This window comes from Marispirochaeta aestuarii, assembly GCF_002087085.1.
Taxonomy (GTDB): domain Bacteria; phylum Spirochaetota; class Spirochaetia; order JC444; family Marispirochaetaceae; genus Marispirochaeta; species Marispirochaeta aestuarii.
This window is the reverse complement of the sequence record NZ_MWQY01000003.1, coordinates 212,362-238,274: the sequence shown is the minus strand read 5'-3', so window position 1 is coordinate 238,274 and position 25,913 is coordinate 212,362. Positions and strand designations below refer to the sequence as shown.

General features: G+C 50.5%; 23 protein-coding genes, 1 tRNA gene, 1 pseudogene and 1 other annotated feature. Of the genes and pseudogenes, 14 read left to right on the top strand and 11 right to left on the bottom strand.

All coding sequences use genetic code 11. The features are described 5' to 3' along the window. Positions 1–17: 17 nt before the first annotated feature. Positions 18–194: a hypothetical protein gene (locus tag B4O97_RS19450; protein WP_158084144.1), complete on the top strand. Its 177-nt coding sequence runs from the start codon at positions 18–20 to the stop codon at positions 192–194. A 218-nt stretch (positions 195–412) separates the two neighbouring features. Here B4O97_RS19450 and B4O97_RS04075 read toward each other — a convergent pair whose 3' ends face one another. The 4 genes from B4O97_RS04075 to B4O97_RS04060 form a co-directional block, all read right to left on the bottom strand. Beyond that, complete coding sequence (locus B4O97_RS04075) at positions 413–775, bottom strand: GxxExxY protein (RefSeq protein ID WP_083048587.1); 363 nt, start codon at positions 773–775, stop codon at positions 413–415. A 371-nt stretch (positions 776–1,146) separates the two neighbouring features. After that, positions 1,147–1,569 carry a type II toxin-antitoxin system VapC family toxin gene (locus B4O97_RS04070; protein ID WP_083048586.1) on the bottom strand — a complete coding sequence of 141 codons (423 nt, stop codon included), beginning with the start codon at positions 1,567–1,569 and terminating at the stop codon, positions 1,147–1,149. Then, positions 1,566–1,820, bottom strand: coding sequence for a FitA-like ribbon-helix-helix domain-containing protein (locus tag B4O97_RS04065; RefSeq protein ID WP_083048641.1), 255 nt, complete (start codon positions 1,818–1,820; stop codon positions 1,566–1,568). The genes B4O97_RS04070 and B4O97_RS04065 overlap by 4 nt, the downstream gene beginning before the upstream one ends. Before the next feature lie 162 nt (positions 1,821–1,982). Continuing rightward, the gene (locus B4O97_RS04060; RefSeq protein ID WP_083048584.1) at positions 1,983–2,345 is read right to left on the bottom strand and encodes a GxxExxY protein; all 363 of its coding nucleotides are present in this window, start codon (positions 2,343–2,345) and stop codon (positions 1,983–1,985) included. Between the two features lie 398 nt (positions 2,346–2,743). Here B4O97_RS04060 and B4O97_RS04055 point away from each other — a divergent pair, with 398 nt between their 5' ends. The 7 genes and pseudogenes from B4O97_RS04055 to B4O97_RS04025 all read left to right on the top strand — a co-directional run bounded on the left by B4O97_RS04055 (position 2,744) and on the right by B4O97_RS04025 (position 16,381). Then, entirely contained in the window at positions 2,744–3,118 is a 375-nt protein-coding gene (locus B4O97_RS04055) for a hypothetical protein (RefSeq protein WP_083048582.1), read from the top strand. Positions 3,119–4,695: 1,577 nt separating this feature from the next. After that, on the top strand, positions 4,696–6,969 hold the full coding sequence (locus B4O97_RS04050) for a DISARM anti-phage system protein DrmE domain-containing protein (RefSeq protein WP_143305526.1): 2,274 nt from the start codon (positions 4,696–4,698) through the stop codon (positions 6,967–6,969). Beyond that, positions 6,956–10,459, top strand: coding sequence for a DEAD/DEAH box helicase (locus B4O97_RS04045; protein ID WP_083048578.1), 3,504 nt, complete (start codon positions 6,956–6,958; stop codon positions 10,457–10,459). Before B4O97_RS04050 ends, B4O97_RS04045 begins: the two co-directional genes overlap by 14 nt. Positions 10,460–11,204: 745 nt before the next feature. Then, positions 11,205–12,473, top strand: a complete 1,269-nt coding sequence (locus B4O97_RS04040; protein ID WP_143305524.1) for a hypothetical protein — start codon at positions 11,205–11,207, stop codon at positions 12,471–12,473. Continuing rightward, positions 12,470–13,327, top strand: coding sequence for a phospholipase D-like domain-containing protein (locus tag B4O97_RS04035; RefSeq protein WP_083048574.1), 858 nt, complete (start codon positions 12,470–12,472; stop codon positions 13,325–13,327). Before B4O97_RS04040 ends, B4O97_RS04035 begins: the two co-directional genes overlap by 4 nt. Continuing rightward, positions 13,324–14,964 (top strand): N-6 DNA methylase, encoded by a 1,641-nt coding sequence (locus B4O97_RS04030; protein WP_083048572.1) that lies wholly within the window; start codon positions 13,324–13,326, stop codon positions 14,962–14,964. The genes B4O97_RS04035 and B4O97_RS04030 overlap by 4 nt, the downstream gene beginning before the upstream one ends. Before the next feature lie 195 nt (positions 14,965–15,159). Continuing rightward, positions 15,160–16,381: pseudogene (locus tag B4O97_RS04025) on the top strand (IS3 family transposase). Continuing rightward, positions 15,438–15,554: a sequence feature (AL1L pseudoknot), on the top strand. Its footprint overlaps the pseudogene before it by 117 nt. A gap of 351 nt (positions 16,382–16,732) precedes the next feature. On the opposite strand, the gene B4O97_RS04020 reads toward B4O97_RS04025, so the two are convergent. The 7 genes from B4O97_RS04020 to B4O97_RS03990 all read right to left on the bottom strand — a co-directional run bounded on the left by B4O97_RS04020 (position 16,733) and on the right by B4O97_RS03990 (position 22,142). Further along, positions 16,733–17,005: a hypothetical protein gene (locus tag B4O97_RS04020; RefSeq protein WP_083048570.1), complete on the bottom strand. Its 273-nt coding sequence runs from the start codon at positions 17,003–17,005 to the stop codon at positions 16,733–16,735. Positions 17,006–17,015: 10 nt separating this feature from the next. Continuing rightward, positions 17,016–18,290 carry an AAA family ATPase gene (locus B4O97_RS04015; protein ID WP_083048568.1) on the bottom strand — a complete coding sequence of 425 codons (1,275 nt, stop codon included), beginning with the start codon at positions 18,288–18,290 and terminating at the stop codon, positions 17,016–17,018. Then, on the bottom strand, positions 18,283–18,468 hold the full coding sequence (locus B4O97_RS19800) for a helix-turn-helix domain-containing protein (RefSeq protein WP_083048566.1): 186 nt from the start codon (positions 18,466–18,468) through the stop codon (positions 18,283–18,285). Before B4O97_RS19800 ends, B4O97_RS04015 begins: the two co-directional genes overlap by 8 nt. A 209-nt stretch (positions 18,469–18,677) precedes the next feature. Next, positions 18,678–19,838 carry a tyrosine-type recombinase/integrase gene (locus B4O97_RS04005; RefSeq protein ID WP_083048564.1) on the bottom strand — a complete coding sequence of 387 codons (1,161 nt, stop codon included), beginning with the start codon at positions 19,836–19,838 and terminating at the stop codon, positions 18,678–18,680. A 114-nt stretch (positions 19,839–19,952) separates the two neighbouring features. Beyond that, positions 19,953–20,024, bottom strand: a tRNA-Gly gene (locus B4O97_RS04000). 223 nt (positions 20,025–20,247) lie between these two features. Further along, positions 20,248–21,384 (bottom strand): ABC transporter permease, encoded by a 1,137-nt coding sequence (locus B4O97_RS03995; protein WP_158084143.1) that lies wholly within the window; start codon positions 21,382–21,384, stop codon positions 20,248–20,250. Then, entirely contained in the window at positions 21,381–22,142 is a 762-nt protein-coding gene (locus B4O97_RS03990) for an ABC transporter ATP-binding protein (RefSeq protein ID WP_083048560.1), read from the bottom strand. The genes B4O97_RS03995 and B4O97_RS03990 overlap by 4 nt, the downstream gene beginning before the upstream one ends. Before the next feature lie 109 nt (positions 22,143–22,251). On the opposite strand from B4O97_RS03990, the gene B4O97_RS19445 reads away from it, so the two are divergent. From B4O97_RS19445 to B4O97_RS03960, 6 genes are all read left to right on the top strand, one after another. Then, entirely contained in the window at positions 22,252–22,527 is a 276-nt protein-coding gene (locus B4O97_RS19445; protein WP_083048558.1) for a hypothetical protein, read from the top strand. Then, the gene (gene murI / locus B4O97_RS03980) at positions 22,490–23,341 is read left to right on the top strand and encodes a glutamate racemase (RefSeq protein WP_083048557.1); all 852 of its coding nucleotides are present in this window, start codon (positions 22,490–22,492) and stop codon (positions 23,339–23,341) included. Before B4O97_RS19445 ends, murI begins: the two co-directional genes overlap by 38 nt. After that, positions 23,332–24,285 carry a ribosome small subunit-dependent GTPase A gene (gene rsgA, locus B4O97_RS03975; RefSeq protein ID WP_083048555.1) on the top strand — a complete coding sequence of 318 codons (954 nt, stop codon included), beginning with the start codon at positions 23,332–23,334 and terminating at the stop codon, positions 24,283–24,285. The genes murI and rsgA overlap by 10 nt, the downstream gene beginning before the upstream one ends. Further along, on the top strand, positions 24,285–24,689 hold the full coding sequence (locus B4O97_RS03970; RefSeq protein ID WP_083048553.1) for a hypothetical protein: 405 nt from the start codon (positions 24,285–24,287) through the stop codon (positions 24,687–24,689). The genes rsgA and B4O97_RS03970 overlap by 1 nt, the downstream gene beginning before the upstream one ends. Before the next feature lie 106 nt (positions 24,690–24,795). Further along, positions 24,796–25,158 (top strand): hypothetical protein, encoded by a 363-nt coding sequence (locus B4O97_RS03965; protein WP_083048551.1) that lies wholly within the window; start codon positions 24,796–24,798, stop codon positions 25,156–25,158. Between the two features lie 134 nt (positions 25,159–25,292). Continuing rightward, positions 25,293–25,904: a hypothetical protein gene (locus tag B4O97_RS03960; protein ID WP_083048549.1), complete on the top strand. Its 612-nt coding sequence runs from the start codon at positions 25,293–25,295 to the stop codon at positions 25,902–25,904. The last annotated feature ends 9 nt before the right edge of the window (positions 25,905–25,913 follow it).

Sequence of the window (25,913 nt, the reverse complement as noted above, 5' to 3'; positions counted from 1 at the left end):
AACGCAGGATTCCTCCTGTGGCTATTTTTTCCGGACGCAGCAAGCCGGAAGGCAGATCACGTCTGGTAAAACTGTATGTTCTCTATCGCCGTGCGTCAATAAAAAAACCTGACATCAACATTAAGGTCTATCTCTCAGATGAAAAGAAGAAGGATAAAAACATCGCTGCGGGATGGCATATTCTTGATTATTAGTGGGAATAGCGCGGTGAAACAGGAACCACAATATCCACTACCAGCACTACAAAGGAAACGGGAACCATAAATCTGTCGTGCTCCTGTCGTGAATGTAGTGGTTTAAACCTCTTCTGACTTAATTTTCAGACCACGACTTTCACGGAAACCACTACCAAGGATAAAGTCTTCAGAAATATCGTGCTCCCGTAGTGTCCGTCGTAGTTACCCTTTCCGGCCTACAAAACCAGCCGCTTAAACTCAAGCCTTTGAGGGGCAAAATTGAGCAGAAAACCCAGCCTGCAGCCTGAAATATGCAGGTAGTTTAACAGCTGGGCTGAAGGTTCAGTGCCCAGTGCGGAGACCGCTTTGACCTCCAGAATGACAGTACCGTTTACCAGGAGGTCTGCAAAATACTCCCCTACCGTATAACCACGGTAGTAAACATTAAACGGAGCGTTATAGCCAACCTGCAGATTATTACCGGCAAGTTCATAATACAAAGCATTGTGGTAGGGCAGCTCCAGCAGCCCCGGACCAAGCGACCTGTGAACAGCAAAAGCGGAATCCAGGATGAGTTTTGACAATTCCGGATACAACATGGCAAAGCCTCCTTCAAGGTTTTACCTGTTTGTCCCCGGACCGTTGCAGCCGCAGTCAAGGGCGGGCCGGAAGGCCCGCTTGCCGTGGCCCTTGACGGCGGCAAGACGGCTGGTAGAATGAAAAAACCTTGAAGGAGTGAATTAAAGGAAGATTAAACCACGACAGAGGGAATCAGAACCATAAAAAATGTCGTGGTCCTGTTGTGTCTGTAGTGGTTTGAGCATTTTCGAAAATAAGGATTTTAACCACGACATTCACGAAAAGCACCACACAGGAAACGGGGGACCCTGGCTCCGTGGTGCTCCTGCAGTGCCTGTCGTGGTTCTACCTTGTAAAAAGAGTTATCCGCGGTCTTATGGGGAAAAACTTGTTACCCCTCGGCCCAAGGATCGATCAATACTATTCCCGTACCTTCAAAATCCTTTATATTCCGGGTCGCAAGCGAGCATTTCCGTGCCCTGCATATTGCTGCAATCTGGCCATCAGCCATGGATATGGGGCGGCCGGACTTTTGACGATGAAGTACGATCGCCGCGTATTCAACAGCTGCATCGGCATCGAAAGGAAATATGCGGTCCTGAAAATCAGTTTCAAAGAGTGTCTTTGCTGCGGAAATGAGTTGATCCTTTCTTTTTCCAGACGGTAACAAACCTATACCGAAAAGTATCTCCGAAACAGTAATCGAGCTTAAAGCAACGTCCCTGACAGGAAGGGTATCAAGCCATGTAATAACGACTGGGTTCGGGGTCGGCCGCATAAGTTCGGATAGCACATTGGTATCCAGAACTATCATTCAATAATTTCCGCTGCTCGTGCAGGTTCTCGCCGTTCCGGAATGCTGAGTTCTATGCCCCCAGTATCAGAAAATCTCCGGTGAATACGGGACCCAAGCCCGGAGTTTTCTTTCTCGTTCTCTTCTCTGGTAAGGACTTCTCCAAGAATACACCGCGCTTCCTCCTCCATGGACCTGTCATGTCTGGCAGCCAGTACCCGCAGCCGGGATTTTATCTCTTTATCCAGGTTTCGAATCGTTAAAGAAGCCACGGTAAAACCCTCCATTGATAGCAATGCTGTCAGTGCATAATATAAAGCTATTCAACAGCTCTATCAAGCATTACCACGACCTTCATGGAACCCACTACCAAGGATAAAGTTCTTCAGCAATATCGTGCTCCCGTAGTACCCGTCGTGGTTACCCTTTCCGGCCTACAAAACCAGCCGCTTGAGTTCCAGCCGTTGAGGCGCGAAATTGAGCAGAAAGCCCAGCCTGCAGCCGGAAATATGCAGATAATTTAGCAGCTGGGCCGTATGTTCCACGCCCAGGGCGGAGACCGCCTTGACCTCCAGAATGACAGTACCGTTTACCATGAGGTCTGCAAAATACTCTCCTACCGTATGCCCACGGTAGCAAACATTAAACGGAGCGTTGTAGCCAACCTGCAGATTATTACCGGCAAGCTCGTAATACAAAGCGTTGTGGTAGGGCAGCTCCAGCAGCCCAGGACCGAGGGATCTGTGAACAGCAAAAGCGGAATCCAGGATGAGTTTTGACAATTCCGGATACACCATGGCAAAGCCTCCTTCAAGGTTTTACCTTGTTACACCCCCGGACCGTCACAGCCGCAGTCAAGGGCGGGCCGGACGGCCTGCTTGCCGAGGCCCTTGATGGCGGCAAGACGGCTGGCAGAATGAGAAGACCTTGAAGGAGTGTATTAGAAGAAGATTAAACCACGACAGAAAGAATAAGAACCATAAAAATGTCGTGGTCCTGTCGTGACTGTAGTGGTTTGAACATCTTCGAAAATAAGAATTTTAACCACGAAATCCACGACACCCACGACGAAGAGAGGAATCTGTAACCATGGCGCGCTCCTGTAGTGCCCATTGTGGTCGAGTCTCTCCTGAAGCAACAGCTTATGTTCCGCTGTATTAATGGTACTGATCAGAGTATATTACATGAGATGACCATGGAATCCTTGGCGGACATTCTGGAACAGGAACTCGAAGAAGCGGTGGAAGTAAAGAACAAACGCTCCCTGCACCGTTATATAACCCTGCTGACTGAGAACCTGGTACGTCAGGACCGGAACGAACGGGAACATTCGGAGTTTCGTGAAGCCATAATCCGCATCGATACCCGCATCGAGGAAGGCTTTAAACGCATGGATGAGCGTTTTGAAGCTATACAGCGTTCAATGGACGAGCGTTTTGGTGCCGTACAGAAATCGATGGATGAGCGTTTTACATCCGTGGACAAGCGTTTTGACATGATGTTCAAGTTCATGACCACAGGGTTTGTCATCCTCGCAACCATGATGTCGGTCTACCAATTTCTGGCGTAATACAACCTTAACCTCGACATCCACGGAGACCACGACAGAGGAAGAATCGCAATAAATATGTCGTGATCCTGTCGTGCCTGTAGTGGTTTGAGCCTCTTCCGGAGTTATTATTTTCACCACGACATCCACGACAAAGGATAAGCTAATAAAGGTTTTCTGATTTTGCAGGGCAGGATATGGAAAAGCCGCTAAAGCTTCAGGGCAAAAAAATGCCCCCGCAAAGCGGGGACTCTTCGCCATCGACTGATACTTTACAGTTTCAGTCACTTCGGTTCGGGAATGACAAAGCAAGCTTTGCCATTCCGCTCACTCTCAGCGCCTGATCGGAATCGAACCGACGTCATCAGCTTGGAAGGCTGACGACGTGAGATATTAGAGATATTTACCATCGCTCACGACTTACATAAATCATTATATAACAAAAAATTAACATGTCAAGAGTGATCATGAGTGATCATAACTTTTAGATAATAGAGAAAATAGTGGCTACACAATTGGCTACACGGGGAAAATGTAGACAATTGGAATTACTCGTCGGCTTGGTCAAGAAAGGAAAAAAGTTGCACATCGGCGCAAACCATAAGATACTGCTGGCATATGAAAAAAGGTTTTGTGCTGATGGTTCTTTAATTGCTTACAGGCTGCACCACGATTGAACCCCAAAAAATATTCGCCTGCATATCTGCATATATCGATGGTCTCTTTCTACACACGAGCAAGGAATAATCGAACGATCAGCAATCCCAGGAGTGCACGGCAAAACCACAATCAACAGTCTGGGGAACTAACGATGAACACTCAAAGGTTGAAGGCCAGACGGAAGCACGCCCGCTTTCGTGGAATATATCACGATCAACTTCCAGTTGAACGATCCGACATCGACTTCAGTCGTATAGACGCTGCTGTCCGTACCTTGCCGGTGGAGGCAGCAGAGAGCATCTGGTCCTTGTCAGAGAACCTGGGTAATTTCGCAAAACCAGTGGGAGCTTGTGCGTGCCATATATGTTTGGATCACCGATAACATCTCTTATGAACCGCCCCTACTAACAGCATACTTACCTTATCATGATTTTGCAGTTGCAAGAACACATGCTAACCGGTAAAATAGATGGAAATATCGTTTAATAGCGTAACGTCATTTGTGTAAGGTAGGTTCAGTCTAGGAGCGTTTGAATCGCCATCGTGACAAGGCTTAATGGTTAATTCGTGTAGTTGCCCAAAGGAGTATCTGTAAGTATGAACGAACCATTGCCCCATCTACTTACAATGGAACAGCAGCTACAAGGAATCGTGGGCTAAAGTCCTGGTTCGGAGTCGGTAAAGCTGACAGTTCAAAGTGTGAGGGCAACGGCTCAGAACGCTCGTGATTCACGTTATACTGACTGTATTGTTAGTATGAACCAGATCTACATCTTGGCTGTTGAGGCACGGCAATTGCATGTACAATTCAAAAGCTGCGGACCAGCGGATTCCAAGTGCCAGTACACTCTTGCATCGTGACAAAAGTCATGTCTCACCACTCAGGTAAGTATCATCTGCGTTGCATCTTTCGATTTCTGAAGAGGTAATGCTCATTGATGCCATCGAATCAAAACTTTTCTGCATTCTTCTCCAGCACCGAGGAATGTCGTTTAGCAGTTATTGACAAGGATTTGCGCCCGATGGTCGCGGCTCTGCGCCATGCAAGCGGAGCAGGTGGAATTGTTCTTTTCACTTCGTGGACGCATATCCCCCATGTATCCGAGCTTCCACTGTATCTTCACGTCCGTTGGCCAGACGCGGTTCCATGGCTTTCGTTAAATGCTTCCTGGAGCGTAGTTCCAGTCCTTAATCTTGATGATTCATTGGCGTATTCGGTGTCCGAATCAAGCGCAAGGCGGCTCGAAGCACGTCGGACCAGGCACATGGAGCAACGTGAACAAGAACGTGACTTCGTCCAGCCTGACTGGGAGGATGCATTCCAACGACATAAATGCGATCTTTCAGAGAGGCTATTGGGGTCAAAATGTTTCATGGGTATTGATCGCGTACATCCGACTGGTAGAGTTGTAAAAGGTTCACGCCCTGTGCTCGGGAGATACACTTCTCATTCCGAATACAGACCACACATTCAGGTACCTGCGAATCGACGTCCCGGAGAGTTCGGACTACGAACTCTGGCGGAGGCGGATGTTGTTTTGGCCGATATTCAATTCTATCGAGGTATTCGCGGAAGAAAAATTGTTAGTTCGATTCTTGGGATACGAGAAGATTCGGCTCCCACTGTCATCGTTGCTGCGAGTCCTAGTGATCTCTTGGGTTTGCCTATGGATATCGAAAACGTAGCTGAGACCTTTTTACCTGTCCTTCCGCCACCGGTATTTATTGGAGGCGGAGTTGTCTCTGTCGGTGGAACCCGACTTTCGGCTCAGCGCAGTTTAGATCTTGCATTGGAAGGCTTGAGCGACATGTCGGGCGAACTCGATCGGCTTGTTCGACTTGCACGGGCGGCTTGGTGGTCATTGCGTCAGGCAGTTGATAATTATGAGAATCGTGAGTTGGCGCGTTACTTCGCTGCGTTAGAGCGATTGCAGAATGCTCGTCCTGAAGAAGCCAGCATGCTGACATACTGCACCGAACTACTCACTGCCACAGCGGCAGATGTCGCTATCCAGCAAGAAAGACTTGACGCAGCCGTTGCTTCCATCATCCACGAGGAAGGCAATGGGCAGTTGCTGGTTTTGGTGCGGGACCAACGAACGGCTTTGTCTGTAGAGCATTCTGTAGCGAGTGTCCTAGGTATCGATACAAAAGGACTTCACGAACTCGGCGTGACGACAAGGTGGGTGGGACAACGTGGTTTGCATCGGAGCTATGAGAGGGCAATAGTCATTGGATACAGCGGAATGGCTACCCTTGACGCAATACTCTCGCATCGAGTGAAAAATGCTCAACTTGTTATGGATCCATTGGAAGTCAGAGCTGCATGGTATGGTGCGAACAGTATGATCGAACTACTGAAAAGCGTGGGCCAATCAGCAGCTGCGGAACCACTGGAAAGTTTAATGGCGGCCTTGGAGCCTTATGTTCCTCCTTTCGCCGACACAGCGGAATTGCCTATAGGCATGGACGTCGCAGGGACGACAATCAAGACTGAGTCCAATGAGATTGACAATGATTTCCGAGCAAATGCTGGCGAGGTTACATTAGTCTTCGAAGATGGAACTATAATGACAACAGGGCAGCATACGCGGTTCGAAGTCCTTGGTGCTGCGGGTGGCCACACTACAGTCACGTTCGCTGAGAATCTGCAAATTGGAGATAAAATCGTCATGTTGGACGATGATTCACACGAACTATTCTCTGAACGTCGAATAGCGATGCTTGATGCGGGTGTATTAAAGGAATTTGCCGCTGCTCGTGAGGAGTGGTTGCTTATCGTTAAGTCGGTGTATTCTGAAAACCGTCCCAGTCTAAGGAAAATCACCCGTGTACTTGCAGAGAGAGGACACCCGGTCACTTACTCAACGATCAGGTCGTGGATTACTTTCAAAGACATTGATGCTGCGAGCACTCCTGCAAGTTGGGAGCGTTTTAGAGCTTTTGCTGCGGCACTTGGTGTGAGTTTATATGAGCCTGATCTTCGGAGGTATTTCGATCGGATCAAACGCTGGCGGGTCCTTCACAGAAAAGCAGGACGAGATCTAGCAAGAGCAATTCGGGCATCTTACTCTAGCCGACTGGGACCACTGACGCTCGCACAAATAGAACGGGAGTGGGGAATGTCTGTCAGCCAACTGATGTCAGCCGCTCAGATGCGGGTGGTAGACGATATAATCAAGTGCGAAGAGGAAGCATATGTCGATATCTGACGATGAATATAATGCATTTTCAATTAATCTAGCAAGACGATTCGCCGAACGCGCACAAGGTTCCGATCAAACTGCCTCGCGGTTGGTAGGTCAGTTCCCAAGAGACACCGTGCTTTGTGGTTTCTTGACTCCTGCATCACGAATGGCTAATCAGCCCGAGCCGTCCCCAAAAAGTTCCATACTTGGTCCTATCTCTGCCGGAAACGACCTTGATAGTTTGGCAGAAGACCTCCCGCAGGATTCGGCCTATGAGCAGTCTTCTCTTGGGCTTCAATGGAAGATGCCACATGAGGCCTGCGAAATGGCCGGTGCAATGGTCATTGATTTCAGTGCTAGTATTTATGTGCGTAGATTGCCGACTTTAGAGGAACAATCGGGCCTGGGAGCTTGGCGGCGTGAGTATTCTTCTTCCAAATCGGTCGACGAAAGTGTAGGTAGTAACGATACTGGGATAAAAACTTCTGAGATTGTGCCGGTATGGACACGGGAAGATGTGACAGGACTTATAGCACCCGAAATCAACATACGGGATCTCTGCCAGCGAAAGAAGATAACTATGGATCTTTCCCAAAGTTTTCGTAGGTATCTCGACTCCATCTCGCCTAGGGATCTCTACCCTGGAGTAACACAGTTTCAAGTGTCGCAAGAGAATGTGAAATCTAATGAGAAATACCGCAGTTGGCTCAGCTCCTTGGGAATGGCGTCCCTACGCAATTTTTGGAGCCCGGTACTTGATGTACGGATTGTACCGATTCCGACGGAACCAGAATGTGTGCGAGTGGTTCTTAGAGTGATCAACCGAACTGAGGTACCTGGTCGCGGCGAAGGTGATTTCCTTGACCCAAATCTCTACCGTGTTCGGTTAAGTGTTGTGTTGCCTGCAAGTGCGCATCGGTTCTCGGTGTTCCGAGAACTACCGAAGAGCTTCAGATACGACCGACGAATGGCGGGGATTGGCATCAACTGTCACGTGAGGCACGATGCTCAGAACGGGAATGTTATACTCTCAACAGATGCCACGCCGATCGAATATGTCTACAGACTCGAACCGCGCGAAATCCCAGACGGCGCTCCAACATTCGATTCAATGCGCAGTGATCCCATTCATACTCTTCAGTCGATCCTCACCGCGATGAAATCGTACGATAGAATCGAATGGAGAGACACTCTTTCTGGTCTCATGGGAAAAGAGCTCACCGACGCTTCAGAAGCACGGAAGAGATTTCGCGACGAAATTCAGCGGTTTTCCAGAGGCATTAAACTACTTGCGGACGACAGTTTCGATCATGTGTTGCGGGCCTTCGTGTTGATGAACGAGGCGATGGAAGCTGCTGCTGACGGACGTTATGATAGGTGGCGCTTGTTTCAAATTGTGTTTATCGTGTCACAGATTCCTGGACTTGCTTCGCGAGAATACGAGGAAATTCGCGAAGAACATGACGATGACGTGGATATCCTTTGGTTTGCAGCTGGGGGCGGAAAGACGGAGGCATTTCTCGGTCTTCTGATCTGGCAAGCTTTCTTTGATCGACTAAGGGGTAAACGAATTGGTGTTACCGCCTTTGTGAGATTCCCATTGCGTCTTCTAACTTTTCAACAACTGCAACGCCTAGGCTCCGCACTGGGGTCTGCAGAGCTTATACGGCACCGTGAGAGGCTCGGTGGCGCTCGTTTCTCAATGGGATACTTTGTTGGCAGTGGGACGACACCAAATCGTATCGATGATGACGCGCATCGTCGGTTTGTCACAAACGGACCAGACGATAAGCTTCGGCGTGTATTCGCTTGTCCATTCTGTGGGTGCGATACTGTTCTGTCATACGATGCTTCTAACCGCATTGTGGAGCACCGTTGCACGAGTGACTCATGTCCCGGGGGACAGAATCGTCTTCCAATTTACGTTGTAGACCAAGACGTTTATCGGTTTGTGCCAACGGTTATCGTCTCGACCGTCGACAAACTCGCTCAGTTTGGGCAAAACCAGCGATTTGCCGAATTATTTGGTCGATTTGACTTGGTTTGCCCTACTCACGGAACAAGTTTTCTTGATTCTAACCGAATCTGCAGTGCAGCAGTAGCCTACGCGGCAGGGGAGACTCCGGAGTCGTGTGGTACTGCGACGAACCGGATACACTATGGACCTTTTAAAGATCCAGCCCCCAGCCTTCTGATTCAGGACGAAATGCACCTGCTTAGTGAGGAGTTGGGCACATTTGACTCGCACTACGAAACGGCTGTAATGAACTTGGCTTACACTCTCGGCAGCAGACCGTGGAAAATCGTTGCTGCAACAGCGACAATCGAACGTTACAAGACACATGCTTGGCATCTTTACTTGCGACAGTCTCGACAGTTTCCTGGCCCGGGGCCTAGTGCCTATGAGTCCTTTTACTATGCACAAAACCGAGCAAAACTCGGGAGAGTTTTCGTGGGAGTTCTTGGTGTGGGACGAAAGCACACACCTGCTGTAACTCGCACGCTCTCTCTACTCTATGAAGAACTACAGTTAGCGCGGCATCTGGCTGACACCGATACCGCGGCCATGGCGGATCGCTATGGTTTGGGCGATCTCTCGAAAGATGATTACAAGTTGCTGGTTTTTTACTATGAGTTAGTTTTATCATATGTTCTCACGCGTAAAGGTTCTGATCAAGTCGCTGAGGCTATAGAGTCACGAGTGAAGCGAGAGCTTCAGCGTCTGGCTCCCGAGCACGGTGATCTCCTCGTTACTACCTTTAATGGGGGAATTTCTGAATCGGAGATGAGTCGCATTGTTCACGCGATTAGAACCGCTGATCCACTTGGAGACCCCGCGAAGCGGACGCGCGGTATCGTAACTACAAACGTGATTGGTCATGGAGTTGACGTCGACCGGTTCAACATCATTGTCTTTGCCGGTTTTCCGAGACTCGTCGCTGAGTACATCCAAGCATCTGCGAGAGTAGGACGAACGGTGCCTGGGATATCACTGTTCGTTGCTACTCCACAAAGTGAGAGAGATAGAAGCGTATTTGATCGCTTTTGTAAATTCCATGAGTATCTTGACCGTCTTGTGGATCCGTCTGCAATCATTCGTTGGCCCGAACCTGCCTTACGAAGAACATCTGCCGGTATTCTCGCAGGATATTTGATGGCCATAGCTCCGAGACATATACGCCGGCGTATTGTATCGGTCGCGGACGTGCAGGACTTGCAAGGGAGCGAGAATGCAGAGGCTCTCGAAGTATCGGAAATCATCGCATGGATGAATAGCGCGTATGGAACGGATCTGGCTCCAAGCAGACGCTATCGCGAACAGCTTGAGGTGGTAGTTCAGAATCACTACAGCAGTATAGTGAACCAAGAACGTGTACATGGTAGGAGATCCGTAAACTTGAATTCGCATCTATCGTCAATGCGTAGCTTGCGAGATTCGGATGATCCTGGGTTCATCATAATCTGGGATTCCGCAGATAAGAAATTGATTCAGAGGTTGTCGCGTGGACAGTAATAGCTATAGCAATTCAGACATCGCCGCCCTTTCAATGACGCGAGGAGTATCGCAGTTATTGTTTAACTATCTTCCTGGACGTACTGTTGACTGGGAAGACGGTGTCGCAGTCGTAAAATTGGGTAACGTTCGGCTGTCGAGTGTTTGGGAGCCCTCAAGGGCGGAAGTTTTACTGGCAGAGGTCAATGAGCAGCTCAAGCGTTGGGAGTCGCGTGGTGGTCGTATCGACCGGAACTTCCCGGATCCGTTACGTGAAGCGCAACGTTTCACTATTGGTCTGCCAGAGTCTGTGGAGGCAAGGGTCTTTGAGACAGCATTTCTTTGCAGTTCTTGCGGCACTCTTTTCTTTCCGCGAGGTTTACCCGCAGCATCCCTATTCTGTCCAGCGTGCCACAGTCGGACCGTAAGACAATTTGGACAAGTTTTCGTACATGGTTGTGGCGAGATTGTCGCTGTTTCCGAATACTTGCCTACTACGCGTAAGACGAAAGATGGATTGCTGGTGCCTTCGAAGCGGAGACTGCGGTGCCCCAACTGCAAAGAAGGTGGTCATCTAGAGTTGTCAGCGATGTCCGAACGGGTAAAAGACATGAAGGTCATATGCAAAAAGTGCGGCCATACTGTTGTGGACCGGTTCACAGCAACTTGCCCGCGGTGTGCTAAGGACATTGTGAAGGAGAGAGCTATCGGATCCGTAGACCGCGGAGATACTGACAGTACTTTCGTGACTAGGACAGCGATGCGTATGACTCGATACAGTGCGAATGCAACCTATTATCCGCAGTCCCTAACAATTCTGCGTCTGGACAGACCATCTGTAACTGGTATACCAGATGATGAGCAGAGGACACTCTGGTCGCTGCTACCTGTCGGTGAGCGGCCTTTGCGGCCGGTGAATCCCATCGATGTGATCCAAGAATTGACGAAAGCCGCTCAAGCGGCACGGCAGACAGGAGATTCGCAGCGAGCTGCCGAACTGATGTCTCGTATTGCTGTAGCAGCAACAGCTGTAGTATCTCCTTCTCTCGAAGAGGAAAAAAACGATGAAACTGAAGGCATCCACCTTGAGATAGATGTTCAGTCGTCTATACGGGAAAGTCTCGCCTTTCGGTCCACTGTAACAACTATAGATGCTATGAGTGTCATAGATTCGGAAGACAGTGCAACAGCGTTGCTTGCCGACGAGATTGCAAATACGCGCTCTCAGCTTGGAATAAAGGACCTCATGTTAGTTGAGGATCTACCAGTTATTACTGCAACCTTCGGCTACACGCGTCGTTCCTTTTTGCCGACTTTCGAGGAGCTATCGGCACAGGATCTTCCGACTGAAATCCGTGCATTTCCTTCGCTTGATAAGTATGCTGCCGCTCAACGGCTTGGGCGACCGGAACTCGTCGGAACAGTTCCAATCCTCGCTCGTGAGGGCGATCACGAGGGAATCTTTCTCTCCCTCGATCCAGCAAGAGTAGCGGCTTGGCTCCGGACAAATGGGATCGCTGTACCTCAAAACGAGAAATCTCCATTGTCGTGGATCCTTAGCCATCTTGAGCCTATTGATCGCTACTACGACGACATCTGGAGTTGTCGAGTGCGTAGAATGGTCTTTGGATTGGTCCATACTCTCTCACATGCAGCGATGCGCGCTGCCAGCTGGTATTCTGGTCTCGAACGTACATCCTTGTCCGAGTATTTGTTTCTCCCGCTCCTAGGAACTGTGATTTATGATAGTTCAGGGAGTTTTCAACTCGGTGGCTTTGAGACACTCGTCCGTGATCAACTTAGTGCGTTTCTGGATGCTTTGGCTAACGAAGCACTATATTGCGTGTATGATTCAACCTGCATTGATGGACGAGGTGCATGTCACGGTTGTATTCAGTCTCCGGAGATATCGTGTCGTACATTTAATCACGGCTTGTCGAGGACTTTCTTGATTGGTGGACATGCTCCATGGGCAGATGTTAGCAATTTCGAGCAGATTGTAGGATTCTGGCAGTTGGATGGAGTTGAGTATTGAGTACCCGGTATCTTGAAGCGGCGCGTCGCCTCGGGCGGCTCCTTGAACTTGTTGAGAAATCGTTAGCTTATTCCAATCAAACCAAGTCTGTTGGAATTCATGAAATCGAGGCTGAATTATCTGAACGCTCCGCGTCGTACGATGAGATTAAACTTGCTCTGATCGGACTGGAAGACTTGGGAGTTGTAAACCGCACGTCTGGTGACAATTTTGAAATAGACCATGCCATTCTGAAGTCAACTGCTGAGTTCCGACGAGGGGTCGCAGCAGCCCTTGGAATGGAAAGGGCTTCAAAGTCAAAAGTTGAGCTCTGTGTGACTTTTCCCTCCAGTCTATCCCTTGATAAACAAGCAGATATTCGGCGAACCGCACTTGATCTTCGGACGGCGGTTGTTGATGTGATTGCAAGCGCGCAGCAGAGAGTAATCCTTGCTGCTCCCTTTTGGGATAGCGATACAGTCTCGGACATATCTCAAGTCGTGGAGCGTCGGCTGAAGTCAGGTGTTCAACTAACGATCTTGGGTCGTTTCAACGCTAGCTCGAGCAAAACCCTTCTCGCGAGACTTGAGCAACTGGCACACTACCCCGGGTGTAGGGTTCTTACTTGGAACACGCCTGACACAGCAGATCGGTTCGGTATCTCAACTTTCCACTTCAAAGCTGCTGTCTCCGATTACGGACGTTCGGCATATCTCGGATCTGCTAATTTTACTGTTGCAGGTATGCGCTCGAGGTTCGAGGCGGGTACAATTCTACGGGGTCCAATAGCGCAACGCCTCTCGATGCTTATGGAAATTGTTCTTCAGCAAGGTAGTGATTTCCTTGGGGATCAGTATCGCGGGGAGAAATCATGAGCTATTCTCTCTCCAATTCAGCAAATGTTTCGGTGAAGAAAAGGAATGGTGTGTACTACACCCCAACTGATATTGCCGATGCATTGGCGCTTTGGGCAATTCGCAATGAGCATGATACCGTAATCGATCCGAGCTTCGGGAGCGGGGTTTTTTTGCAGTCAGCCTTCAATCGCCTACGGAATCTTGGAGTCAGTAATCCAAGCCGCCAGATAGTTGGCGTAGAGATTGACTCTGCTGCAGCGACGTCTATCGCCTTTGTGCGGAAGTCCCTCGCGCAATCCAAACTAATGCATACAGACTTCCTTCGCTTAACTCCATCAGATGTGGGGGGACTTTACTCCGTCATCATCGGCAATCCGCCGTACGTCAGACATCACCTACTTCGTGATGCAGCACGGCTCGCCGCGGAACAATCCTGTAGTAGAGGAGAGGTCTCGCGACGCGCAAGCTACTGGGCCTATTTTGTAGTACATTCACTCCGTTTCATTCGACCTGGTGGGCACTTAGCCTTTGTACTACCTGGAGCCTTTCTTCATGCAAACTACGCTGAACGTATTCGCACTCTCCTTGCTTCTTCTTTTGCGTCGTTGCAGATCATCCGCGTTATTGGGACGGTATTTCCCGAAGCCCAAGAGGAAAGTATTCTAGTCCTAGGTGAAAACAGGCAAGACGGATGTGCAAAGGTGATTTTGAGGTCAATGGAACGACACAAAATCGAACTGCAGAGAACTATACATTCGGAAGATGTTGAAATTACTCTATCAAGGGAACGTCCGGCTGATTGGCACCTCTCGTCAAAAAGCTCGGGTGCCGCTTCAGTACTTGAGATATTGCGTAGCCAGTACCCCTCATTCGGGTCAAGAGCTCATGTTAGGATAGGCGCAGTGACTGGTGCAAAGCGGTTTTTCGTCATGTCGCTCGACGAAGCTATCGATCGTGGCATCGAATCTGACTGTCTAGTACCGATAGTTGCACGAGCAAAACAGGTACATGGTCTGCAAGTGACTGGTGTTCACAATAATTGGGCTGAGGATCGATTCGGAAAGCTATTCCTGTTCTCGCCACCGCTAAAAGGTGACTGCCCAAGTGGAGCTCAGGCATATATCGAGTACGGCGAGCGAGAGGGTATCCATCGAGGGCACAAATGCTCAAGTAGACACCCGTGGTATATAGTGCCGGGCACCTCTCCACCAGATGCATTTTTGACGTATACAAGTGGGACTTTTGTTTGTCTATCGTTGAACCGCTCTGGAGTCGCATGTACGAATACGCTACACGCAGTTACTTTTCTGGATAAGACCCTCTCCCACCAGCGAATGGTAGCGGTGGGAATGCTCTCTACGCCAGCTCAGCTCAGTGCAGAGATCGTCGGTCGAAGAACTGGTGGCGGTGCCCTACGTCTCGATCCTTCGGATGTTCTGGAGCTTCTTTCTCCTGATGGATTTGTTGTCTCGTCTGAAAAATTTCATCGGTTGGACGCACTCTGTCGGTCCGGGCACCGAGAGAAGGCTTCTCTCGAAGTAGACGATATGCTAGTTGCTGCTGGACTCGATCCGAAGATACTGCAAGAAGCACGGGACGCGCATCACCGTCTCCTTCAGGAACGTCAGCGTCCCCGATCTCCATCAACCAGTTGATGAGGTACAGTGGAATTCCCCTTGTTTTATAGACACCCCTTAGCTACTAATTCTTCTACAGGTGGCTTTCCATCGGGATGCTCATGACGACGTTTCCTGATGTAAAATATCACCTCAATGTAATTAAAGACATGGGCTCAAGTGAAATGCCCCAACTTTACCGGAGAAAAAATCTTGTGAGAGAATGGAGTCATGATAAGGAAAAACAACAGGTTTTCTGAGGAAGTAAAGGAACGGGCAGTTAGGATGGTGTTCGCCGCCAAGGACGAATATGATTCGCAGTGGGCCGCCATAGAGTCGATTGCCGAGACGATTGGCTGTACGTCGGAGACGCTTCGAAGATGGATCCGCCAGGCGAAGAAAGATAACGGGGACCGCGAAGGTCTCACTTCCGACGAAAAGAAACGAATACAAGATTTAGAGCGGGAAGTCCGGGAGCTCAAGAAAGCCAATGAGATTTTACGCCTGGTTGCCGGATATTTCGTGAAGGCGGAGCTCGACCGCCCACAAAAGAGATAGTTGGATTTATCGACAGATACCGGAACAAGTATGGAGTCGAGTCAATCTGCAAAACGCTGCCGATTGCTCCATCGGTATATTACGAGCAGAAAAAGCGGGAACGAACCCCTGAGACAGCGCCTGCGCGTATCCAGCGCGATGAATTCTTCAAGCCAGAAATCAGACGGGTTTGGGATGAGAACTACCAAGTCTACAGAGCCCGTAAAATCTGGCGTCAACTGAAGCGTGAAGGCTTCATAGTCGCAACGTGCACCATAGCGCGGCTTATGTGTTCTATGGGCCTTTAGGGCGTGGTCCGGGGCCGAAAGGTCCGAACCACCGTCTCAGACCAAGAAGACAAACTCCCACTGGACCTGGTCAATCGGGACTTCAACGCAACCAGGCCTAACCAACTGTGGGTTGCGGATTTTACGTATGTTGCAACGAGGATGGGTTTTGTGTACGTCGCGTTTATCATCGCTATCTTTTCCCGCATGATCGTCGGGTGACGAGCGTCGACTTCGATGAAGGCGGAACTTCCCCTTGATGCTCTCGAGCAGGCTTTGTGGGCCAGACAAACACAGGATGGACTCATCCACCATAGCGACCGCGGTAGGCAGTACCTTTCCATCAGGTATTCCAAGAGATTGGCAGAAGCTGAAGTTACGCCGTCGGTGGGAAGCGTCGGCAGCTCGTATGACAACGCAATGGCGGAAACTATCAATGGGCTTTACAAAACTGAAGTAATTCGGAAAAAAGGTCCGTGGAAAAACCTTGAAGTGATTGAGGCGCTGCTACACGGGAATGGGTAAGCTGGTTCAACAACAAACGGCTTCTTGAACCGTTAGGATATATGCCTCCGGCCGAGTTTGAGACGGCATATTATAATCAACTGGAAGACACAGCCAGCGGGCTGTAGTCACACGAAACAGTCTCCGGGATTTCCGGAGTGGTTCAGTTCTCAAGAACGAATCGAAATTGTCTATGACGCAGAAACAGAGCTTGAAGGGGATTTCTGTATACATTATGTTAACAGAAACTCAGTTAATGTCGACAAAAACCCCACTCAAGAGGGGTTTCTGCCTACAGAAGTACACAAAGAAAAGTAGTACCGCAGAATCTAAGGATTCTGCTGCACTTCGATCATTTTGCTAACTTTTTTACCTGTGCCTCCCTTCTTCTTGCTGCGGCAAATAGCGGATACGAACATTTCACGCTGAATGGATCCCAGAATCTGCACAGGAAAGCACCGGTGCAGAACTCGGGATTCTCATTTCTCGGACACTGCATCTTCCTGCCTCTTTTGCTTCAGGGCAAGCAGAGTCATGATCTGCTCTGCTGGAACTACTTGTGGTCGGCAACATCTATCTTTGCCGATAATCACTCGATTGCCATTCGATAATGAATGGATCATTGCATTTCCTGCCTTTATGTTGCCAAGAGCGTGTGCAATAGAACATTGGTCTTCTATTGGCAGGGAACTAAAGAAGGCGCCAGATTGCTTAAGGTGTAGATCAATTAGCCAGGATATCATCCAATCCATCTCCGCCTCCCTAAAACAAAGGCACCTGAGCCTGGTCTTCACCTTCACTCTCTTCAGCATCAACCTCCTGTGTAAGTGGTGAAACTGTGAAAGTCCTCGTTTCCTGATCCTGGTGGAACACCTCCTTGCTTCCTTCAGTTTCACAGTTACACGGGTTACACGACTCTCCAGAGGGTAGGGTGTAAATCCCGTAGCTGAGTTTTCTTACTGCGCCTTTTTTTACAAGTCGCCCAAGAAGGTTTGAAACAGCTGCTTTCTTCTTTCTCAGCGCATCCGCGATATCGCCAGTGGACATGGAGCCTTGATTACGGCGTAACAGTTCCAGGATCTCCTGTCGCTCATCAGTATCGGCCATCTCATCAGCTTCTCCTGCGTAGCGCCACCCCTGAATAGTAGAGTCAAACGTCAGCGCAATTTCAGCAGGTTCGGCGTCCTTGGATCGGAAGAACAGCACTGCATCAGTAGGACCTTCAGGAGTCCGCTTTAGGTACAGCAAGTGATCCGGTCCAGAGACGATTCCGGTAGAACCAAGGGCAGTTTGTGTTATATCGGTAGAATCTTCCCGGCCAGACTTTTTACTATGGTGCAAAGCAATAATACAGATGTCCCTGTCATCTGCTACCCGTTTAAGGGTTTCCATGAGGCTAATAGTAGAGCTGTAATCGTTGCTATCTGGCAACTTGGAGAAAAGAAAGAGTGTGTCGATAACGACAACCCTGATAGCTGGATGTACATCCAAGAACAGCTCAAGTTCCCGGACTCCTTCAGTACCGCGTGACCAATCTGTATGGATAATAAGATTATCACTCCCTATTGCTCCAGCGGCTTGGAGCCTCTGCTTAAGGCGACGACCTCCATCCTCAAGGCTGATGAAGAGTGCAGATGATTGTTTCACTGCCAAAGTACCAAGCACCTTGCGCCCAAGAACGATGTCAACAAGGATATGCAGCGCAAGGATAGACTTCCCGCTCTTAGCATACCCCCACAGCAGACTGAGCCCTGGTGTTATAAGCCGATCGACGTACCAGATGAGTTCCGGGAACTCTGTTGAAAGCAGGCTTGAGAGGGTAAACTGTCTGGATTGCGATGATGGTACAACAGTGATGGTTCCTTCTTGTGAGTGAACTTCATACAGCCCGCGGTCAGTTGGTACCATCACTATCCCATTGTGAATGTCAATCTTACTTGTAATCGGAGTCCCATAGTTATGGGCGAAGTCTTCCGATAGTACATGTTCATTCAATGGATCATATTTCGCCTTAGCTGTTTCAGGAATACTATACACCGTTAGTACTCCCGTCAGAGATCTGATTGTCAATAAATTTTTCGATATCACTATATCGAAAAAGTTTTCGCCGACCTACTCTCAGGCACGGAATCAACCCATCTCGTACGTGCCGATATAATGTCGGCATTGAAATCCGCAACATCTCTGCGGTTTCATAACTCGTTAAAATCCTCATAATAATCCTTCCCAGCTTTTTAACGATAATCACCAACAATCATGATGATTCATGACTGTTTGAACGTGATCATTATACAAATTTCCAAATACCGTGTCGTTGACGGAATTGTTTGCTATCAGAAACCGTATAGAGTGTGTAGAATTTAAGGGAATTGTAAAACATTAGGTTAAAGTGATGGCTATGTATTGAACGAATGGTCTTAGGCTCTATTGAGAATTGCCTATCAGACGCTCCTGCAGCTCTATTACTTCCTTGAAGTGCTGCATGTCGAACTTGGTGTAATTTTCCGTCATCTTCATCGTGGTATGACCCGTTATAGCCTGAAGCTTTGCATCCGCCAGGTTGTCGCTCCGACAGTAGGTATTGAAGAAGTGCCGCCAGGAGTGGAACACGATCCCGCGTGTCTTCCGCTCTTCAGCTTCGATCCCGATCCGTTCCAGAGCACGATAGAAGGAGCGGGTAATACTGTTACCTGCAAGCGGGGTGGTGCCGGTATCGATCGAGAAGAGGTAATTATTCGTTTGCTGACAGAGCAGCTCGAGATACTGGGCGACCCTGCCCGGGACCGGGACGATCCGGGGACGGTTGGTTTTGGTGCTTTTCTCCTTGCTCAAGGGGCGGTACACGGTCGCAACATCGATGTGGGTGCCATGGAAGCTCTCCTTTGTTACCCCGAGCAGCTCGCTTTGGCGCATCCCGGTGGCGGCTGCGGTCAGGTTAATTGCGTAATGCACAATATGACCGTCCCAGATTGTCCCAAGCGCATCATCACTTAGAAGCTTTTTCATCTCCTCCAGGGTGAGTATCCCGCGGACTTTTCGCTGTTCATGGATCAGCGAGATGGATGCTGTCGGATCCGAGGGGATATCCCCCAGGCGACAGGCCTCTCCCAGGATCTTCTTCAGGTTCTTGAGGGCATGGTTGATGGTCGCATCCGACCGGGTACCGGCCTTCTTCATGGACAGGATCCACTCTTCGATCATCCCCGGGGTAATGGCATCCAGCCGGGTGGTCCCGAAGGCTGGAATCAGGTGCGATGAAAGTTCGCTCCGTCGGGACTTCGCATACTCCCGGGTAATGGCGCTGGCGTTCCGGGCGAGCTGCCGGGCAATGTAGGGGCAGGCATCCCAGGTCCACCAGGACTCGGTGTACTCTGCAAAGGTGCCGATCTTCCGGCGGTCGGGGATCAGGGCATCCTGCTTGATGAGATGCGACATGTGAGCAAGAAAGTCTTTTTTGGTGCTTGTTCCGGTGGAGATTCCGGGAGTCCGGTTGCCGTTTTCGTAGTAGGTCCGGTAGTAATACACCTTTTTCCCGGATTTGAGGGTGCGGGTGTAGTAGGTGTAGGGTAATCGATAACGTGCCATACTATGCTCCTTGGTGAGCGATAGTGGCTACGCAATTGGCTACACGAGCCAAAGAAGGGTTCAATGCTTGATCAGAAAGAAGCCTAACTCTTGATGCTGTAAGCATTTGTTTTCAGCGCCTGATCGGAATCGAACCGACGTCATCAGCTTGGAAGGCTGAGGTAATAGCCATTATACGACAGGCGCGTTGTTACGGTGAGAATATAGTAATAAGTCGTTTTTTTGTCAATCCTGTTTCGGCAGTTTATTCCCCTTTGTCTAAAGTCTATGCCTCACAACGGATTACACGAGTTTAACAATTACAATAACAAGGATTACAACGACAAGAGCGGTAACGATTCCCATACAATCCTCTCCTTTCTTTCTATGGTGTAAATGATAGGGCCATAAACGGTCAAAATCAAGCTTTTTATCTTCCCCCGATCACCGACTCGTGTTTGAAGCGGTGCACCGACGCAAAGGCGGCGCAGAACAGGTAGAAAAGGCTCCACAAAATGGCGGCAGACGCGTGGTACGGATTTACCCGGTCCAGGGCAGCTTCCCGGATTACCAGTCCCAGGTTGACCAGGGGAATGTGGGGTATCAGCAGGGGAACATGCTGCAGATCGATGCTCTGGGCAATATAGACAGCTCCCATGGATACAAACAGTAAGGGCATGCCCAGGAGCTGGGCCTCCCGAACCGATCTGGCCATAAAGCCTGCTGTAAGTTCCAGGGCGGCGAAAAAGGAAGTGGCCAGCAGCATCAGAGTCAGAATTAATAGGTACTGTGACGGATCAATGTTGAAAATCATGGCCTCGTCTCCGAGAATCTCGGGACTGATGAGAACAGATATACTGATTCCAAGAAAATAGGCCCCCACACTGATGCAGCCCGCGAGGGCCGCGGCCAGGAGTTTTCCGCTGATAATGCCGGAACGCGGGGCGGCTGTACAGAGCAGGGGTTCCAGGCTCAGGCGTTCCTTCTCTCCGGCGCTCATGTCCGCCGCAACAGGCAGTGGGCAGGTGGAGGCAAAGATGAAGACCATAAAGGGGAGAACAAGGGATAGAAACAGTTTACCCGCGGCGTCCTCGGGGCGGTACAGGGGGGCAGCGGAAAACGCGGAATCTCCCTGGAGCTGCTTCTTCTTTCCGTCCATGCTGCCGGAAGCCTCCTGCAGATATCTGACAGCGGCCTCTGATTCCGGATCGGCGTTGTTGTAATAGACGGTGCCGCTTTCGGAAATTACCACCGCATCGTAACGGCTGAAAAGGAGCCTGCGGCGTTCTGTATCATTCTCCGCCGCTGCAGGTTCGTCAATATCATCCACAAAATAGCCGGGATCCGTCCTGCTCAGAAAATCGGGGACCTCCCCGGACAGACCAATGGTAAATATCCTCTGTCTCCCGGAAGCTTCCGGGCTTCTTTCCTCCAGGACCCGAAAGAGGAGGGGAAACAGCACTACCGGAAGAACCAGGGTCAGGATAATGGAACGGGGGTCCCGGAAAAAGTCCTTCAGTTCCTTACGGGCTGTAATCAGGGCTGCGGGTATACGCCTGGGTATCATTGTATGCTTCCTGTCAGTTCGCTGATTCCTCGTTCCAGAGAACCTTCCCGGCTCAAGGTTTCCGGACTGCCCTGGGCTGCAAGACGGCCCTTGTGCAGAACAAGGAGGCTGTCGCATATCTCCTGTACCGAGTTCAGGTCGTGGCTGGAGAATAGTATTGTTTTGCCCAGCTCCTTCTGCTGCAGAATAAAGCGGTAAATACTCCGTCTCGTACTGAAGTCGAGGCCGGTGGTCGGTTCATCCAGAAGCAGGACCGCCGGGTCGTGGATGATCGCCCTGGCTATGAGGCACTTCTGGCGCATTCCGGTGGAAAAGGTGCCGGCCCGGCGGTGGAGAAAGCTCTCCATTCCAAAGAGACGGGAGAGCTCGGCCAGCCGCTTTTCTCCTTCCCCGGGCTCGAGTCCGTTGAGGCGGGCAAAGTAGAGTATATTCTCCGCTGCGCTCAGGCGCTCGTACAATCCGCTGGTGCCTCCGAAGAGAACCCCCAGGTTTTGTCGTACCCTGGTGGGGGCTGCCTTGAGGCTGTGTCCGCAGACGGTCCCGCTGCCCTCCGTTGGGCTGAGCATGGTGGATATCATGCGAAGACTTGTTGTTTTTCCCGCACCGTTCTCCCCTATAAGTCCGGTTATCGTACCGGGACGACAGCTGAAGGATAGATTCTTCACCGCCCAGCGGGGACTTCGGGGAAACTTCTTTCCCAGATTGACTGTCGTTACAGATGCTTCGTCCGGCGGGATCGGCGGCCGTGCTTTTTGCATGAAACCATAATACCCGCAAGGACTGTGCCGGGGCAATGAAAAAAACGTATCTCTTCTCTAATGAATGCACAGCTTCACATTCCCCGCATCCTGGGGTAGTCTACAGTGTATGTGCGCTTTATGTGGAACTCCGTTGCCGGACCGGAAGATTTACCGGGCCGATGAATGCCCGAACTGCGGCAAGGCTCTGCGTTCCTGCCGTAACTGTCAGTTTTATGCCCCGGGAAAACAGTATGACTGCAGTGAACACATTACTGAACCTGTCCGGGACAAGGAAGCAGCCAACTATTGCGACTACTTTTCCCCCAACCGGAATATCTCCTCCTCCGGAAGGGCCGCCAGGGACGATGATGCACGGGACAAATTCAACAAGCTCTTCGGCTGATCGGCTAAGGGGATCCCTGTCCCGTCCGCGTCTGGCGGTCCTCGATTCCGGGGTAGGGGGGCTGCCCTATCTTCACTGGATTTTCCGTGCCCGTCCCGCCGGGGCCTATATCTATCTTGCAGACACCGCCGGCTTTCCCTATGGAAGCAAGGGCGAGGATGAGATCATCGAGATCGTCACCCGTATGATCGGCTGCCTGAATGAGAGCTTCGATCCGGATATCTTTCTTATTGCCTGCAATACTGCCTCCGTGGTGGCCCTGGGGGCATTGCGGGAACGTTTTTCCAAGCCCTTTGTGGGGGTGGTCCCTGCGGTAAAACCCGCGGCACAGCAGAGCCGTCTTCGCCGAATCGGTCTTATCGCGACCTCCGAAACGGTGATCAGTTCCTATACGGAGAACCTGATCAGCACCTTCGCGGCGGACTGCAGGGTACTGCGGTTTGCCGGACAGGATCTGGTCGACTTTGTGGAAAACGACCTGACCCGGGCGGATGAAAAGGCCCGTCTCGAGGCTGTCCGCCCGGCCTGCGACTTTTTTCGCGAAGAAAGGGTGGACACTGTGGTTCTGGGGTGTACGCATTATCTTCACCTTCAAAAGGAATTCCAGACCCTCCTGGGTCCGGATATACGGGTTGTCGACTCCGTGGAGGGGGTGGGACGACAGGTCCTTCGCCGCCTCGAGGATTTTCCGGATCCCGGACAGCGGGGTTCTGTATTCGATATTTATACAAGCTCTCCTGTTCCCGGTCCTGCGTATGATGATTTTGCCGCCCTCTACGGCGCCAGCTACCGGGGGGTACTGGAATGCCCCTAGGACGAGTGGCTTCCGGAATCAACAATATCTATACCCTGTTTTCCGAAGAAAACGGCCGTGAACGGGAGATCAGCTGTCGTATCAAAGGGAAAAAGCTCAAGGAAGACCTTGGGCGCTACAACCCCATAGCCGTGGGAGACTGGGTGGAGTTCGAAGAGGACCCCCGGCACGAGGGGAGTGGTATGATTGTCTCCCGGAGAGAACGGAAAAATGTCTTTGCCCGGCTGAACCGGAAGCGGGGTACCATGCAGACCATAGCGGCCAATATGGATCTGCTTGTCTGTCTAAGCTCGCCGGAGTCCCCTCCCTTCAGACCCCGTTTTATCGACCGGGTCCTGGTTGCTGCGGCCATCGGTGATATGCCGGTAATGATCCTGGTTAACAAGATGGACCAGAAGATGGATTCAGCCATGACCGGGCGCCTGGAAATCTACAGGTCCCTCGGCTGGGATGTCCGTTTCTGTTCAGCCGCCAGCGGAGAAGGGGTCGACGAGCTTGTTGAATCCCTCCGGGGCATGGACGTCGCCTTCGTGGGACAATCCGGGGTGGGAAAATCCACCCTTCTGAACCGTATCGTTCCCGGCGCGGATCTGGCTGTGGGGGAGATTACGAAGAAGTACAATCGGGGGAGCCACACCACCTGTTTTGCTCTGATGCTCAAAGGTGATTTTCCCGGACGCCTGGTGGATACTCCGGGAATCCGCGAAATCGATATTGCCGGCATTCTGCCCCTGGATCTGGGACACTATTTTCCCGATTTTCAGCCTTTTCTGGAGGACTGTGCCTTTTCTCCCTGCTACCACGATCACGAGCCCCGCTGTGCCGTGAGGGATGCGGTGGAAGAGGGCAGGATACATCCGGACAGATACGAGAGCTACCTGCGGATACTCGAACAGCTCCAGGGCAACGAACCCGAATATGTACGGGAAAGGGGGAAGAACTGATGAGCATGAGACACCCGAAACTGCAGCAGTGGGACGAGACCATGAAGAAAATGTTCGATGAGATCGACGATTATCTGGAAGAGAAGTACGGTCACCTGTATCCTCTGCATCCCAACCGGGCAAAGAGGGGAAAAACCTCCAACAAGGAGCACGACGGTCTTTTCAATGTGGGTACCTCCTTTACCGCCGGCTTCGGGAGTGAACTGGGAAAGGGCTATATAATCGATATCGATATGGTGACCCTGACCAGGATACCCGATGATGTGCGGGAAGAGATCGAGGAGGAGGTAGTGGATCTGGTACAGGAGCGGCTGCCGCGTTTTTTTCCCGACAGGGATCTGACGGTGAGCCGGGACGGTCATGTCTACAAGATTCACGGGGATTTTTCTCTCGGTTCCCTCTAGAAAACGGGAAAATGTGGGAAACTTTTGTTGCATTTTTGGCTGAGTCCATTACAATAGGCTTGTAAGGATATTTCCAATGTTTCCAATCTGTCCATGAGGTGAGGTTATGCAAGAGAGGGTAGGAAAGTTCCTGCGTATCCTGAAGGTTGAGCTTGAGGATCTGGAAGAGGATATCAACACCCTGGCCGGACTTACGGCAAAACGCCGTCAGGACCGGGCAATCACCGAATATGTGCATATGGAAAACATATCCCTGTTAAAGCAGGAGTTTGCGGGAATAAAAAAAATTGTGGATGAGCTGGATAAGGTCGAGCTGATTGAAGGGGAGACGTTTCCCGATTTTATTTCCCGCCTGAAGCAGCGCTGCGGGCAGACCATCCACAATTCGGCGTATCCCGATGCAGTCTGTATTTTTGTGGAGAGAAAGATCGACAAGGTTGCTGAATATATTCGGTCCAAGGTTGTCTGATAACAGATTGTTTATATCGATAAAAAAATAGCGTATTTTTGACAAATTGTATTGATTAAATAAAAATGCTCCTTTAATATGTCGGCATATCAATGCCGAATTAATACGATCTTGTGTATAAGAGCGAGGAAAGCATGGATGTCCAACTGAGCGAACTTATTGAAAAGATAAAAACCGAAGGCCTTGGCACTGCCAGAGAGGAGGCCGAAAAGGTTCTGCAGGATGCCCGCCGTCGTAAGGATGAAATCCTGAAAGAGGCTGAGCAGGAAGCCGGCCAGATCAGGTCCCGCGCCAAAGAAGAGGCCGCCAGAATGGAGGCCTCCGGACGTGCTGCCCTCGAACAGGCCGCCCGGGATCTCATTCTGAAGGTACGGCAGTCTATTCAGAGCATAGGTGAATCAATCCTGAATCAGAAAACCGCGGAGGCCCTGAGCGGGGAAGGCCTTGAGAAGATCATTCTCGCGGCCCTGGAAAAGTGGGACGGCTCCGAAGGAGATCTCTCCCTTCTTCTATCCGAAAAGGATGCCCGGGAACTCGGCAAAAAGCTCACCGGTCAGCTTGCTTCCAGGTTCGGCGAAGGTGTGGAAATCAAACCCTTCCCCTCCATAAAGGCAGGTTTCCGGATCGGTACGAAAGAGGGCGGCAGCTATTACGATTTTTCCGCAACGGAGATCGCGGAGATGCTCTCCCGTCTTGTCAATCCCCAGCTCGCTGAAATCGTCGAGGCAGCGGCGAAAGAATCGTAAAGGGGACTG

Bases quoted from the DNA above. Each gene is read 5' to 3' on its own strand.
- rsgA (WP_083048555.1), top strand. From the start codon at position 23,332: ATGCCCCTAGGACGAGTGGCTTCCGGAATCAACAATATCTATACCCTG.
- B4O97_RS04045 (WP_083048578.1), top strand. From the start codon at position 6,956: ATGTCGATATCTGACGATGAATATAATGCATTTTCAATTAATCTAGCA.
- murI (WP_083048557.1), top strand. From the start codon at position 22,490: ATGATGCACGGGACAAATTCAACAAGCTCTTCGGCTGATCGGCTAAGG.
- B4O97_RS03960 (WP_083048549.1), top strand. From the start codon at position 25,293: ATGGATGTCCAACTGAGCGAACTTATTGAAAAGATAAAAACCGAAGGC.
- B4O97_RS04020 (WP_083048570.1), bottom strand. From the start codon at position 17,005: ATGGATTGGATGATATCCTGGCTAATTGATCTACACCTTAAGCAATCT.
- B4O97_RS19445 (WP_083048558.1), top strand. From the start codon at position 22,252: ATGTGCGCTTTATGTGGAACTCCGTTGCCGGACCGGAAGATTTACCGG.
- B4O97_RS04070 (WP_083048586.1), bottom strand. From the start codon at position 1,569: ATGATAGTTCTGGATACCAATGTGCTATCCGAACTTATGCGGCCGACC.
- B4O97_RS04075 (WP_083048587.1), bottom strand. From the start codon at position 775: ATGTTGTATCCGGAATTGTCAAAACTCATCCTGGATTCCGCTTTTGCT.
- B4O97_RS04055 (WP_083048582.1), top strand. From the start codon at position 2,744: ATGGAATCCTTGGCGGACATTCTGGAACAGGAACTCGAAGAAGCGGTG.
- B4O97_RS19800 (WP_083048566.1), bottom strand. From the start codon at position 18,468: ATGAGGATTTTAACGAGTTATGAAACCGCAGAGATGTTGCGGATTTCA.
- B4O97_RS04030 (WP_083048572.1), top strand. From the start codon at position 13,324: ATGAGCTATTCTCTCTCCAATTCAGCAAATGTTTCGGTGAAGAAAAGG.
- B4O97_RS04060 (WP_083048584.1), bottom strand. From the start codon at position 2,345: ATGGTGTATCCGGAATTGTCAAAACTCATCCTGGATTCCGCTTTTGCT.
- B4O97_RS03990 (WP_083048560.1), bottom strand. From the start codon at position 22,142: ATGCAAAAAGCACGGCCGCCGATCCCGCCGGACGAAGCATCTGTAACG.
- B4O97_RS03965 (WP_083048551.1), top strand. From the start codon at position 24,796: ATGCAAGAGAGGGTAGGAAAGTTCCTGCGTATCCTGAAGGTTGAGCTT.
- B4O97_RS03995 (WP_158084143.1), bottom strand. From the start codon at position 21,384: ATGATACCCAGGCGTATACCCGCAGCCCTGATTACAGCCCGTAAGGAA.
- B4O97_RS04005 (WP_083048564.1), bottom strand. From the start codon at position 19,838: ATGGCACGTTATCGATTACCCTACACCTACTACACCCGCACCCTCAAA.
- B4O97_RS04050 (WP_143305526.1), top strand. From the start codon at position 4,696: ATGCCATCGAATCAAAACTTTTCTGCATTCTTCTCCAGCACCGAGGAA.
- B4O97_RS04040 (WP_143305524.1), top strand. From the start codon at position 11,205: ATGACTCGATACAGTGCGAATGCAACCTATTATCCGCAGTCCCTAACA.
- B4O97_RS03970 (WP_083048553.1), top strand. From the start codon at position 24,285: ATGAGCATGAGACACCCGAAACTGCAGCAGTGGGACGAGACCATGAAG.